Genomic DNA, 12,848 nt, shown 5'->3' with positions numbered 1-12,848 from the left:
CTCCGCCGTTGATCCGCGGCAGATGAATCATGTTCCGCAACCGGCGTCGAGGCCCGACTATTTCAGCACCCTGCTAGTGACCGGGAAGCTGTCAGATCGCTTCCATGGCCAAATCCCTGGGGGTGTCGAACCGCGTGCCGTGACGCAGGATGCTCCATGCCGTGCGGGCCAGTTTGTTGGCCAAGGCAATCGCAGCCTTGTTCCTGGGCATTCGGGATACGGCGCGTTCGAGCCAAGCTCCGAAGCTGAACGCCTGCCATCGGTGGGGGCGCATCATGATCACCTTGGCGGCCTGCACGAAGAGCATGCGCAGGTATCGGCTTCCCCGCTTGGTGATCCGCCCGAGGATCGTGCGCCCGCCCGTGCTGAACTGTCGGGGCACCAGCCCGACCGGGGCCGCGAAGTCGCGGCCCCGGTCGAAGGCATCGCCCCGGCCGACCGCCGCGACCATGGCCGTCGAAATCATCGGTCCGATGCCGGGGATCGACATGATGTTCGCGCAGTTCTCTTCCGTTCGACTGATCTCCTCTATCTCCGTCGATACGGCGGCAATCCGATCATCGAGCCATAGCCAATCGCCGTAGAGCCCGATCAGGATGTTCCGCATCCGGGCAGAGATCTCGTCGCGCCGCTGTTCGAGGATCGTCTCGAAGGAATTGCGTAAGGCGCGGAGCCCGCTGCGAACCGCGATCCCCTGTTCGATCAGGAAAGCACGGATCTGGTTGATCGTTGCGGTACGCCGCGAGACGAGCCGGGAGCGAACCCGGTGCAGGGCCTGAAGGTCGAGCTGGTCCTGGCTCTTCTCCGTCACCGTCCGGAGGTTCGGCCGCAGAGCGGCTTCGGCGATCGCCTCCGCATCGTTGTAGTCGTTCTTCTGGCCCTTGTTGAATGGCTTCACGTAGATCGCCGGAATGATCCGTGGATCGAACCCCAGGTCGCGCAGCCCTCGGCTGACGAAATGGGCGCTGAGGCAGGCCTCCATCCCGACTACGCATCGAGGTAGCTTCTCGAACGTAGCGTCCAGTGCGAGCCGCTTGATCTGCTTGCGCAAAACCACCTGACCCGAGCGGTCGCAGCCGACCAAGTGGAAGGTATCCTTGCCGATAACGATGCCGACAACTGCCAGCTCTTCAATGCTTCCTGTCTTCTTCGCACACATGGCTGCTTCTCCTTTGGCGCGGATGATCCCGGTCCAGGATAACCCGACGGTGGGGGAAGCAGCCGGCACATCCCATTAGCTGCCGTTGGACACCTCATCGCGCGCAGCGGTGCAGCTTCATGATTGCGGACATCCAAAGAATCATTTCCCCTTGTGACCTGAGACCCGACTTCCCTCCGGCCTTACGGAGAGTCCGCCGGTTAATGTCTGGCGCTACGCTGCACGTATTGCCAGGCTGTTCTTTGCCACGAACTCAGCTGGCGGGATGTTCCCGAGCCCCGAGTGTGGGCGGTGATGGTTGTAGTCCTCCTGCCAGGCCTGGATTTGCCGCCGGGCGTCGATGAGCGACGAAAACAGCGTTTCGTTGAGCAGCTCGTCGCGGAACCGGCCGTTGAAGCTCTCGACGAAACCGTTCTGCACGCGCTTGCCTGGCGCGATGTAGTGCCATTCGATGCCGGTGCTCTGGCACCATGCCAGGACAGCCATCGACGTGAGCTCGGTGCCATTATCGGAAACCACCATGGCAGGAGACCCCCGCCGGGCGATCAGGGTCTTCAGTTCCCGGACAACCCGTAGACCGGAGAGGGAGGTGTCGGCCACCAGCGCCAGGCATTCCCGGCTGTAGTCATCGACCACGGCCAAGACCCGGAACCGCCGCCCGTCGGTCAGTGCATCGCTGACGAAGTCCAGGCTCCAGCGCATGTTCGGCGCCTCCGGCACCAGCATCGGCCGCCGCGTTCCCAGGGCGCGCTTGCGCCCGCCCCGGCGGCGCACCTGAAGCTTCTCCTCCCGGTAGAGCCGCCTGAGCTTCTTCAGGTTCATCACGATCCCCTGGCGATCGAGCATCACATGGATGCGCCGATAGCCGAACCGCCGCCGCTCGGCGGCCACCGCCTTCATCGCCGCCCGAGCCTCGGCATCGTCCGGCCGCACGCCACGATAGCGCACGCTGCAGCGATCCACGGCCAGGACCCTGCACGCCCGGCGCTGGCTCACCCCGTGCATGTGCCACCGCCTCCCGCTTCACACCGGGCGCTACCATTTTTTTGCGGCGACATCCTTAAGGATCGCGTTGTCGAGCATGGCTTCGGCGAGCAGCTTCTTCAGCTTGCCGTTCTCCTCTTCGAGCGCCTTCAACCGCCGCGCATCCGACACCTCGAGCCCGCCATAGCGCGCCTTCCATTTGTAGAACGTGGCGCTGCTGACCCCGTGCTTCCGGCACACGTCGGCCGTCGACATCCCGGCCTCCTGCTCCTTCAGCACTCCGATAATCTGCTCTTCGCTGAACCTTGATCGCTTCATTGTCCGTCTCCTCGTTGGAGCGGACTCTACCTCAAACTGGAGGAAGAAACGGGGCTCAGGTCAACTTGTAACCACTGAGAGGCCGCGTGTCTTACGAAAGTCTTTATTTCTGCACGGTCAGTTGATCTAGGCAAAAGGACTTCATGCGGATGGCCGATGAATGCGCTCAGCAAGGAAATACAGTCCGATCAGAGTGGCCAGGACGATCTTCGCCGCTGGCCAAATTACACAAGCGAAGTATGCCAATGCTAGAGCCTGTGTAACGATATCCCTCCAGAGCTGATCAGGCACCAAGCCAACCAGGTAAGAAATAGAAGGCGACGACAGGTCAGCACAGGCTCTGTTGCACAAATCGGGTGATGGCCGGGCCTCCCCTTTCCCCGGACAGACCTATCCTGCGACCTCTGTGATGGGGGTCCCGAGGGCGGTGAACCCGTTTAGGACGGCGACACGGACCTGGAACTCTGCAACATGACGGTCGAAGTCCCGGGCGGACAGGCGCTGCCCGAGAAGCTTGATGCAGTGCATCTTGGTTTCAGCGCGGCTTCGGCGGTGGTAACCGCTCCATCCACTGCCCGGCAGGCGCATCCGCAGGATGCTGCCGAGAGGGGTCGCCAGATGGTTCGACCCACACGCTTCGATGTCCGCAGGATTTCGTTGCGCGCGACAGCTCCGGCGGTGCCAGGTTTCCAGGGTTTGGCGTTCTTGCGGGGCGGGATGATTGCGGCGGCACCTCGGGCGGCGATGGCGTCGTGGCACTTGCGCGTGTCGAAGGCGCCATCGGCGGTGACGGTGGCGATCTCCTGCCGGGGCGGGATCTGGTCGAGCAGCTCGGGCAGCATGGGGGCGTCACCGATCTCGCTGGTGGTGAACTCCGCGGCCCGGATTTCCAGTGATTTCTCGTCGATACCGATGTCGATCTTGCGCCAGACCCGCCGCTTCGTGCCGCCGTGCTTGCGGGCGTTCCACTCCCCTTCACCCTCGACCTTGATCCCGGTGCTGTCCGCTGCCCGGCAGGGCATTGCGCAGCAATGTCCCGAGAGGGACCAGCAGGTGCAGCGGACCGTCCGAGCCGCGATAGGGGTGTTCACCCACATCATCCGGTAGCGATCATGGGACAGGCCCGGGCAAGCGAAGGCCTCGAACGCCTCCATCAGCTGACGCTGCTGCTTTTCTGTCGGGGCATCCTCGGCGGCAAAGCTCAACACCCCGGACTTGTATCGCCAGCGATGCGGCACCGCGTCCACGAGGTCGATAATTCGCTCTGGGTGACCGGAAGCGTCGGGCATGGTGCCGCTGGCGTGCAATTGACGCAGCAAACCTCGGAGCTCTCCGATCAAACCGTGAAGTGCGGAACCACGCGCTGCGGTATGGCGTGCCAATCCCAAGAACGCGCGGCGCAGGTCATCGACATGGTGCGCACTGCCGTTCCGCTCGGCATTTCGATCTGCGACGAAAAGACAGATGGCCGCCTTCTCCGGACCGAGGCAGTCGACCTGTCGCTGCCAGAGACCTGCCGGGATGCCCCGCACCTGCGCCCAATCCTTTGCCGCGGCGGGGATCGTGCGCCAATCCGGCGGCGCACCGGGGGGGGCGCGTACTGCCGAACCGCATCTTCGAAGCCTGGGCTGGCGAGAATGCAGAACTGTGCCGGGGACAGTCGGGGGTCGGGCTGCCCGCTGCTACTTCTTTTTGAGTTTGTTTTTCTACCTTCCCTGGGTGCGACATCCGTGTCGCACTGGTCGGACATTTCCACTGCCACAGACGCGTCGGCGAACGTCTCGATCAATGCTTCCAGCGCATCGGCGATCTCCTTCAGCCGCGCACAGCGCCAGATGCGGGAGGGGCGCCGAGATGGCAGGATCACTTCCGCGGCCTCTTCGGCGGAAGCGTCCCCGGAGGTTCGGACCCGCTCCAAGAGCTTGGGGATATAAAGGCGCAGACGCTTGGCCTCTTCCTTCTCGAAGCAAGTCTTCCGCGCGGCGGCCTCGACCTCGCGGGCCCGATCCACGAGCGGGGCGAGGTTGATGCCGAAGGCATAGCGGATGATGTTTTCCGACCTGACGCCGTAGCGCCGACACCGCGCTGCGATAGATTTCACGACGAAGCCCAGTTCCGCCAAGCGCGCCTCGGCTCGGGCAATCTGGCGCGGGTCCGCCTCCAGCTGCGATGCGGTTTCCGAGACCGAGGGCCACAAGGCGCAGATACTGCCTGCGGCATAATCCTGATCCTGTGTCCGAGAGATCGCGAAGCGCAGGTACTTGAGCATCGTATCGGTCAGGCCGAAATGCTTCGCCGCCTTCACCAGGAGGCCGTAGAGGTCCCATCGGGTCATCCCGTCCGGCAGACCGCGGTGCGTCAACACATGCGTCATACGAACCTCCCATCGGGGAGGTCGCGCCAAAGGATTTTCGTTGTGACAGGGCTGCTCGATGCGCTATACTTGGGGAAGCAGAATTTCGTGCCTGCTTTTGAATTTGCCTCGGTTCCGGTTGCCGCCGGCCCGAGGTTTTTCTTTGTCCATCTCCCAGCTGAAGCAGAGCCAACCCGGTCCAACTGTACGAGTTTTGTACGGGATGCTCTCGATCCAGCACCGAAAACCGTCGGAAAATCCTGCAAGAAGCTGCAGGATGCACGCGCCCAAGGCGCGTAAGTGTCTGATATAAAGATGAAAAGTGGTGACCCCGACAGGATTCGAACCTGTAACCTGCCCCTTAGGAGGGGGCTGCTCTATCCAGTTGAGCCACGGGGCCTGATTTTTCACCTTCATACGGTTCGGAACATGGGTCGCGCAAGGCTGCCCTTTTCCTAAACGTATGCCTCTCCATCTTCTTTCGGCCCCGGCCCCTCCACTTGGGAGGGGCGGCTCTATCCGGTTGAGCCACGGGACCTTCAGGCCCTCCCATAGCGCCTGCCGCGGCGGTTGTCATCCGCTTGAGGGAATTTTTGGCACGCGCCATACGTGTCTTGTCTGCGGCGCAATACCCGCTAACATCGCAACAAATTATTGTATTGAGGAGACCTTGCCGTGGCAGACGACGATCCCCGCCCCCTCACCCTGAGAGATGTGTCTGAAGCCTCGGGAGTGTCCGAGATGACCGTCAGCAGGGTGCTGCGAAACCGCGGGGACGTCTCCGAAACGACGCGGGCGAAGGTGCTTGAGGCCGCCAAGGCGCTCGGCTACGTGCCGAACAAGATCGCCGGCGCCCTTGCCAGCCAGAGGGTCAACCTCGTGGCCGTGATCATCCCCTCGATGCGCAATATGGTCTTCCCCGAGGTCATGGCCGGGATTTCGAGCGTGCTCGAGGACACCGAGCTGCAGCCGGTCGTCGGCGTCACCGACTACGAGCCTGAAAAGGAAGAGCGGGTGCTCTACGAGATGCTGTCGTGGCGGCCCTCGGGCGTGATCATTGCCGGCATTGAGCACAGCGAGGCGTCGAAGGCGATGCTCAAGGCCAGCGGCATCCCCGTGGTCGAGATCATGGACACCGACGGCACCCCGATCGACACCGCCGTCGGCATATCGCACCGGCGGGCGGGCCGCGAGATGGCCAAGGCGATCCTGCGCGCGGGCTACCAGAAGATCGGGTTCCTCGGCACCAAGATGCCGCTCGACTACCGCGCCCGGAAACGCTTCGAGGGCTTCACCGAGGCGCTCGCTAAGGGCGGCATCGAGGTGATCGAGCAGGAGTTCTACTCGGGCGGGTCGGCGCTGGCCAAGGGCCGCGAGATGACCCAGACCATCCTTGCCCGCGAGCCGGAGCTCGATTTCCTATATTATTCCAACGACATGATCGGCGCTGGCGGGCTGCTCTACCTGCTCGAGCAGGGACGCAACATCCCCGGCGACATCGGCCTTGCCGGGTTCAACGGCGTTGAACTGCTGCAGGGTCTGCCCCGCAAGCTCGCCACCATGGACGCCTGTCGGTCCGAGATCGGTCGCAAGGCAGCCGAGATCATCGCCGCCCGGGTCGACAACCCCGACGCGGAGTTCGAGAAGATCATCGAACTCAGCCCCAAGATCGCCTACGGCGACACGCTCCGCCGCTGACCCGCGACGGGGCGCGGGCTCAGAGGAACGGACGCCGGGGCAAGGCCTCGGGGTCCGTCATCGCCACCTCGGCCAGCGCCGCCACGTCCGGCACGCGCAGGGTGCCCGCGGACCAGTCCGCAAGGCGCTTGGCGCGCAGCCGGCTGAGCGTCTTGTTGGTGTGCACCAGCGACAGCCCCAGCGCATCCGCGAGGTCCTGCTGCCGGTAGGGCATCGGCACCGCCTCCTTGGTGCCCTTCTCGAGCCCTCGCAGGCGCAGGAAGATCTTAACCAGCGCCCAGGCCACGCGCTCGATGCCGCCCCGCTGGCCCAGCGTGGCGACCGTCTCGCCAAGGAAATGCTCTTCGGCCGCGGCGATCCAAGTCAGGTCGAAGGCCAGCTCGGGCCGGTTGCGGAACAGCGTCCACAAACTCTCGCGCCGGAACACGCAGAGCCGCATCCGCGTCACCGCCTCGACCGTGTGCTGCATCTCGCCCATGATGCCGGCCTGCAGGCCCAGAAGGTCGCCGGGCAGCACAAAGTTGATCACCTGCCGGCGACCGTCCTCGAGTGTCTTTTCACGCAGACCCATGCCTTCGAGCACTGTGTAGATCTGCGGGGCGTTGGATCCTTCCAGCAGGATCTGGGTGCCCGGCTCGACGGACATCTCCCCCGCCTTGAAGCCATTCAGAAAAGTCTTCTCCTCTTCGGAATGCGGAATGAAGGGCCCGCAGTCGTGAAGCGGGCAGTCGTGACAGGAAATCATCTTCATGGGGAACCATCTCGGCGCTGCCTATGTCACAGTTTAATGCTGCGTCAGCAATTTCGTTCCACAGTGCAGCTGAACTCTCAGCGTAGGCCGATATGACTCTAAATGACCGGATGTTCCCGGCGCTCTCCTTTCTCGTTTTCGTCCACGACCCCGTGGTTGCCGAAGACATCGCCAGTACGCTCGAGGAATCCCACCCCGGCGCACGCATCGTCCTGCCCGCCAACGAGGCCGCGGCCCTTGCCGCGCTGGACGAACATCCGCAGATCACGCTTGCGGTGATGTCGATGTCGCCCGAGGCGGCGCAGGCCTCGGCGCTCGGCAGCGCGCTGGCGGCGCGGCAGGCACGCGTGGTGCTGATGGGGTTCGAGGCCGAGGAACGCGGCGAGTCGGCGGGCTTCGCGGTGCTGCACCGCCCCTTCCGGACCGCGGATCTGCTCGCCATGCTGGCGAATCCCGCCCGCTAGGGTCGGTTTCATCGCAACGTCACGCGCCTGTCACAGGGGCGGTCTACGAATCGCCGCGCGTAGGGAGCATTCCATCCCCAGTTTGGCGCAGCCCGTCCCCAACCTTGGCCGCGTCACCATTTTTACGATTGATTATCAACAGAAAAGGGGGTGGCCGTTGCAGCCACCCCCTCATTCGTTTTGCCTCTGGCAGAGCCCGCCGCCGCCCCGGAGAGCGGCGACACGACCGGGGTCCGTCACTTCAGCGCTTCATCCGTGATCGCGTGGGTCCATGCGGCGTCGCCCGGGTTCGCGGTGATCACCGGATCGGCGCCCGAGGACAGCAGCACGTCGACCGTACGCTCGAAGTCCGCCGGATCGAGCGCACCGTTCGAGCCCGCCGTCAGCTTGGCGATCTCGCCCATCATGCGCTTCTGGTGGACTTCGGTCTGGGCGCCGGTGGCGTCGTTCTCGAGCACGATGTCGGCCGCCTCGTCGGGGTTCTCCTCGGCGTATTTCCAGCCCTTCATCGAGGCGCGCACGAAGCGGACCAGCTTGTCGACCATCTCGGGGTCCTCAAGGTTCTCCTCGGTGGTGTAGAGCCCGTCCTCGAGCGTCGAGATGCCCTCGTCCTCGTACTTGAAGACCACGAGGTCATCCGGCGTGAGGCCCGCGTCGATCACCTGCCAGTACTCGTTGTAGGTCATGGTGGTGGCGCACTCGACCTGCTTCTGGAGCAGCGGATCGACGTTGAAGTTGATCTTCTGGATGGTCACGCCGCCCTCGGAACCGTCGGTGGCGTAGCCGAGCTTGGACATCCACGAATAGAGCGGCAGCTCGTTGCCGAAGAACCACGTGCCCAGCGTGTGGCCGGGGAAGTCCGCGGGGGTCTCGATGCCGTGCTCCTTGAGGCAGGTGAGCATCAGGCCGGAGGATTTGAAGGGCTGGGCGATGTTGACGATGGGGGCGCCGTTCTCGCGCGCCGCAAGCGCCGAGGGCAGCCAGTCGACCATCACGTCGGCACCGCCGCCGAGCAGCACCTGCACCGGTGCGATGTCGGGACCGCCGGGCTTGATGGTGACGTCGAGATCCTCTTCCTCGTAGAACCCCTTGTCGGCGGCCACGTAGTAGCCCGCGAACTGGGCCTGCGTCACCCACTTGAGCTGAAGCGTCATCTCGTCCGCCGCGTGGGCCGCACCTGCGGCCAGCGACAGCGCCGCGAGGGCGCCCAGTCTGGTCAATGTTGTCATCGTTACCTCCGTGTTGGTTCTTGTCGTTGGTCCTAGTGTCCGTGGCCCCGCTGCGAGGGGTGCCAGAAGGTGACGGCCTTCTCGAGCAGCGCGATGGCGCCGTAGAAGGCCGAGCCCGCGATCGCGGCCACCACGATTTCAGCCCACACCAGGTCCAGCGCAAGCAGCCCGACGCTGGTGGAGATCCGGAAGCCCATGCCCCTGACGGGAGAGCCGAAGAATTCAGCGACGATGGCGCCGATCAGGGCCAGCGTGCTGGCGATCTTGAGCCCGTTGAAGATGAAAGGCATGGCGGCCGGCAGGCGCAACTTGAGGAGCGTCGTCCAGTAGCCGGCGGCATAGGTGCGCATCAGGTCGCGCTGCATGGCGCCGGTATCGTGCAACCCCTCGACAGTGTTCACCAGCATCGGGAAGAACACCATGACCACCACCACCGCCGCCTTCGACTGCCAGTCGAAGCCGAACCACATCACGAGGATCGGGGCGATGCCGATGATCGGCAGCGCCGCCACGAAGTTGCCGACCGGCAGCAGGCCGCGGCGCAGGAAGTCGAAGCGGTCGACCACCACCGCCGTCACCAGCGCCGCGACGCAGCCGATGACGAAGCCGCTCAGCGCGCCCTTGATCACGGTCTGGACGAAGTCCTCCCAGAGGATCGGGAGCGAGTGCGAGAACCGCACCGCGATGGCCGAGGGCGGCGGCAGGATCACCGTCGAGACGCCGTAGCCCCGCACCGCGATCTCCCACATAGCCAGCAGCGTGAGCCCGAAGACCAGAGGAATGGCGAAGGCCTTGAAGCGCAAGACGCCGGGGCGCGCCGCCAGCCAGCTGTTGAGGAGCGTGCCGCCGATCCACACCGCGAACAGCGCCAGCGTCACCAGCGCGGTGCCCACGCCCGAGGACACGAGCCCCTTGGCCACGAGGGCGACCCCCAGCGCGATCTGGAAGGCCACCAGCGGCGCGCGCGAGACCAGCGCCCGCGCAGTCATCGGTCCAGCCCCATGCGCCGCAGCGTGACCCGCTGCAGCACGCCGATCAGCCCGACCATGGCAGCCGCGACCGCAGCCGCCATGAAGAGCGCCGACCAGATCTGGATGGTCTGGCCGTAGTAGCTGCCCGCCAGCAGGCGCGCGCCCAGCCCTGCCACGGCACCAGTGGGCAGTTCGCCCACGATGGCGCCGACAAGGCTCGCGGCCATGGCAATCTTCAGCGAGGCGAAGAGGTAGGGCATCGACGATGGCAGGCGCAGCTTGACGAACTCCTGCGCGCTGGTGGCATTCCACGTGCGCATCTGGTCGAGCTGCATCGCCGAGGGCGAGCGCAGCCCCTTCACCATGCCCACGACCACCGGGAAGAAGCTCAGGTACATCGAGATCACCGCCTTGGGCAGCAGACCCGAGACGCCCACCGCGTTCAGCACCACGATAATCATCGGCGCGATGGCGAGGATAGGAATGGTCTGGCTGGCGATGACCCAGGGCATGACGCTCATGTCCATGACACGGATGTAGACGATGCCCACCGCCAGCGCGAACCCGAGCGCGGTGCCGAGCCCGAAGCCCGCCAGCGTCGCCGAGAGCGTCACCCAGGCGTGGTAGACGAGGCTGCGCTTCGAGGTCACGCTCTTCTCGACCGTGGTTTCCCAGAGCTCGGTGACAACCTGGTGCGGTGCGGGCAGCTTAGGCTTGTCCTGGCTCCAGGTGTCGACCACCAGCTCCGCAGCCCCGAGCTCGCGGTCCTGCCGCGCGGCCATGTCCCGCGCCCAGGGCGCGTTGAGCCAGACCGCGGCCGCGTACCAGATCGCGACGATCACCGCGACGACGGTCAGCACGGGCAAGACAGCTCTCAACGGTGCCACTCCATGCGGATCTCGGGGACGGTCTCGGGCGGGTCGGGCATGATCTCGCCGCCGACGGGTTCGAAGCCCTCACGGCGATAGAAGCGCTGCGCCCCGAGGTTCGGGACGTTGGTGTGGAGCCAGAGGAAATCCCGGCCTTCCTTGGCCCGGTCCATCAGCGCCTTGCCGCAGCCCTCCCCGGTGCGCGAGCAATAAAGCGCCCCGATCTTCGACACCCTCGGATCGAGCGACAGGTAGGCCTCGATCGGATCGCCGAGCACCCAGATGTTGCGGTCCGGAAGCGCCGTGCGGATGATATCCTCGATATCGGATGGCGGCATGGATCTTGGCATCCAGGTGGTCTCGTCAATCCAGCGGTTGAGCACCGCCGCGATCCCCGGGACATCATCCGGCCCTGCGAGCCGGGGGCTGTGCTGCACTGTGTTCATGCCGATCCTCCCCATGCCTTCATCTTTCCTCGAATACTCGACCGGAATAGCCGCGACAGAAAAGAAAATTCGAATGTTTTCGGGAAGATGAAGGCGTCTTTCCGTATCCTGAAATTCGAAACGGGCCGGAGAACCGGTGGCCCTGAAGGCTGGAACGCGCGCCAGCCGCCCGCGCCCATCGCTGGCGCGCCACAGGCGGCCGGAAAGCGCCAGGGGCTTCCCTTGCCGCAACGAAAGAGGCGCACGGCTCAGTCATAGGCGTGCCCCGCCCGCAGCCCCTCGCGCACGCGGTGGGCGATTTCCAGGAACTCCGGCGTGTCGCGGATGTCGAGCGGGCGCTCGCGCGGGAGCGTGCTTTCGATGACGTCGGTGATGCGCCCCGGACGCGGCGACATCACCACGATCTTGGTGCTCAGGTAGACCGCCTCGGGGATAGAGTGGGTGACGAAGCAGATTGTCTTCTGCGTCCGCGCCCAGAGCGCCAGAAGCTGCTCGTTCAGGTGGTCGCGTACGATCTCGTCCAACGCGCCGAAGGGCTCGTCCATCAGCAGGATGTCGGCCTCGAAGGCCAGCGCCCGGGCGATGGAGGCGCGCTGCTGCATGCCGCCCGACAGCTGCCAGGGATATTTCTTCTCGAACCCGGCGAGGTCGACCAGCGCCAGCACCTCCTTCACGCGCTCGGCCTGCACGCGCTTGTCGTAGCCCATGATCTCGAGCGGCAGGCGGATGTTGCCGCCGATGGTGCGCCACGGGTAAAGCCCCGCCGCCTGGAAGACGTAGCCGTAGGCACGGGCCTTGCGCGCCTCTTCGGGCGTCACGCCGTTCACCAGGACGGTGCCCGACGTGGGCTGCTCGAGATCGGCCATGACCCGCAGGAAGGTGGTCTTGCCGCAGCCCGAGGGCCCGATGAAGGAGACGAAGTCGCCCTTCCCCACCTCGAGGTTCACGTCCCGCAGCGCGTGCACCGGCCCGTCGTTGGTCTCGAAGGTCAGGTTGAGCGCGCTGGCAGAGATCACGGTTGACGCAGCGCCGGGTTTCGGAGTGCCATCCATCATGCCGCAGCCTCCGGAAGGACAGTGCCATGACCGAAACGCCCGCCCGGTGCCGCAAGCTTCGCCCCGGAGAGAGCTACGCGGGAAAGCAGGGGTTCAACTACCTCGAAGGCATCTCGCGCGAGACCAGCGGCGCGCAGGGGATCTGCATGCACGTGCTGCGCATCCCGCCCGGCGGCCGCGCCAAAGCCCACATGCACGAAAGCCACGAGACCGCGATCGACGTGATCGAGGGCAGCGCCGTCATGTACTGGGGCCCTGAGCTCGAGAACATGATGGAGACCACCGCCGGCGATCTCGTCTACATTCCCGCCGGAGTGCCCCACCTGCCGATCAACACCGGCGACGTCGAGGTGGTGAGCGTTCTCGCCCGCACCGACCCGCACGAGCAGGAGAGCGTCGTCCTCCTGCCCGAACTCGAGCGTTTCGTTCCGCAGTAGGGACAAGTCAGACTCCGCTCGCAGGGATCCCCGACCGCTGCACCGGGCGCGGCGCGGTCAGTTCCTTCCACGACGAGAGCGCCCGGCTCACCGCCCCGGCGGGCTCGCGCTTGA

Annotated in this window: 11 protein-coding genes, 1 tRNA gene and 2 pseudogenes; 3 read left to right on the top strand and 11 right to left on the bottom strand. The window is 65.0% G+C overall.

Annotation, left to right across the window (positions count from 1 at the left end):
- Nucleotides 1-91: 91 nt before the first annotated feature.
- The 5 genes and pseudogenes from HC022_RS10505 to HC022_RS10485 form a co-directional block, all read right to left on the bottom strand.
- The gene (locus tag HC022_RS10505) at nucleotides 92-1,159 is read right to left on the bottom strand and encodes an IS110 family transposase (RefSeq protein WP_167452392.1); all 1,068 of its coding nucleotides are present in this window, start codon (nucleotides 1,157-1,159) and stop codon (nucleotides 92-94) included.
- A gap of 213 nt (nucleotides 1,160-1,372) precedes the next feature.
- Nucleotides 1,373-2,461: pseudogene (locus tag HC022_RS10500) on the bottom strand (IS3 family transposase).
- A gap of 390 nt (nucleotides 2,462-2,851) precedes the next feature.
- Nucleotides 2,852-3,465, bottom strand: a pseudogene (locus HC022_RS10495) (IS5 family transposase); the annotation flags it as partial.
- A 332-nt stretch (nucleotides 3,466-3,797) separates the two neighbouring features.
- Nucleotides 3,798-4,835, bottom strand: coding sequence for a helix-turn-helix domain-containing protein (locus HC022_RS10490; protein ID WP_167452391.1), 1,038 nt, complete (start codon nucleotides 4,833-4,835; stop codon nucleotides 3,798-3,800).
- Nucleotides 4,836-5,137: 302 nt separating this feature from the next.
- A tRNA-Arg gene (locus tag HC022_RS10485) sits at nucleotides 5,138-5,214 on the bottom strand.
- A gap of 275 nt (nucleotides 5,215-5,489) precedes the next feature.
- Here HC022_RS10485 and HC022_RS10480 point away from each other — a divergent pair.
- Nucleotides 5,490-6,512 carry a LacI family DNA-binding transcriptional regulator gene (locus tag HC022_RS10480; RefSeq protein ID WP_089958389.1) on the top strand — a complete coding sequence of 341 codons (1,023 nt, stop codon included), beginning with the start codon at nucleotides 5,490-5,492 and terminating at the stop codon, nucleotides 6,510-6,512.
- A 19-nt stretch (nucleotides 6,513-6,531) separates the two neighbouring features.
- Here the strand turns inward: HC022_RS10480 and HC022_RS10475 are convergent, their stop codons facing one another.
- A complete protein-coding gene (locus HC022_RS10475) occupies nucleotides 6,532-7,263 on the bottom strand; it encodes a Crp/Fnr family transcriptional regulator (RefSeq protein WP_167452390.1) in 732 nt (243 codons plus the stop codon).
- A 92-nt stretch (nucleotides 7,264-7,355) separates the two neighbouring features.
- On the opposite strand from HC022_RS10475, the gene HC022_RS10470 reads away from it, so the two are divergent.
- Nucleotides 7,356-7,727, top strand: a complete 372-nt coding sequence (locus HC022_RS10470) for a hypothetical protein (protein WP_152335504.1) — start codon at nucleotides 7,356-7,358, stop codon at nucleotides 7,725-7,727.
- 236 nt (nucleotides 7,728-7,963) lie between these two features.
- Here the strand turns inward: HC022_RS10470 and HC022_RS10465 are convergent, their stop codons facing one another.
- The 5 genes from HC022_RS10465 to HC022_RS10445 all read right to left on the bottom strand — a co-directional run bounded on the left by HC022_RS10465 (nucleotide 7,964) and on the right by HC022_RS10445 (nucleotide 12,297).
- On the bottom strand, nucleotides 7,964-8,956 hold the full coding sequence (locus HC022_RS10465; RefSeq protein ID WP_175583532.1) for an ABC transporter substrate-binding protein: 993 nt from the start codon (nucleotides 8,954-8,956) through the stop codon (nucleotides 7,964-7,966).
- A 32-nt stretch (nucleotides 8,957-8,988) separates the two neighbouring features.
- Nucleotides 8,989-9,945 (bottom strand): ABC transporter permease, encoded by a 957-nt coding sequence (locus tag HC022_RS10460; protein WP_167452389.1) that lies wholly within the window; start codon nucleotides 9,943-9,945, stop codon nucleotides 8,989-8,991.
- Nucleotides 9,942-10,805 carry an ABC transporter permease gene (locus tag HC022_RS10455; protein WP_167452388.1) on the bottom strand — a complete coding sequence of 288 codons (864 nt, stop codon included), beginning with the start codon at nucleotides 10,803-10,805 and terminating at the stop codon, nucleotides 9,942-9,944. The genes HC022_RS10460 and HC022_RS10455 overlap by 4 nt, the downstream gene beginning before the upstream one ends.
- Entirely contained in the window at nucleotides 10,802-11,242 is a 441-nt protein-coding gene (locus HC022_RS10450) for a GNAT family N-acetyltransferase (RefSeq protein ID WP_008886734.1), read from the bottom strand. Before HC022_RS10450 ends, HC022_RS10455 begins: the two co-directional genes overlap by 4 nt.
- Before the next feature lie 248 nt (nucleotides 11,243-11,490).
- Nucleotides 11,491-12,297: an ABC transporter ATP-binding protein gene (locus HC022_RS10445; RefSeq protein WP_167452387.1), complete on the bottom strand. Its 807-nt coding sequence runs from the start codon at nucleotides 12,295-12,297 to the stop codon at nucleotides 11,491-11,493.
- A gap of 26 nt (nucleotides 12,298-12,323) precedes the next feature.
- Here HC022_RS10445 and HC022_RS10440 point away from each other — a divergent pair, with 26 nt between their 5' ends.
- A complete protein-coding gene (locus tag HC022_RS10440) occupies nucleotides 12,324-12,734 on the top strand; it encodes a cupin domain-containing protein (RefSeq protein ID WP_167452386.1) in 411 nt (136 codons plus the stop codon).
- The last annotated feature ends 114 nt before the right edge of the window (nucleotides 12,735-12,848 follow it).

Origin of the sequence: Salipiger sp. HF18 (genome assembly GCF_011806505.1) — a bacterium.
GTDB classification, from domain to species: Bacteria; Pseudomonadota; Alphaproteobacteria; order Rhodobacterales; family Rhodobacteraceae; genus Salipiger; species Salipiger thiooxidans.
The sequence above is the reverse complement of the archived record's forward strand: the minus strand, read 5'-3'. Positions and strand labels throughout refer to the sequence as shown.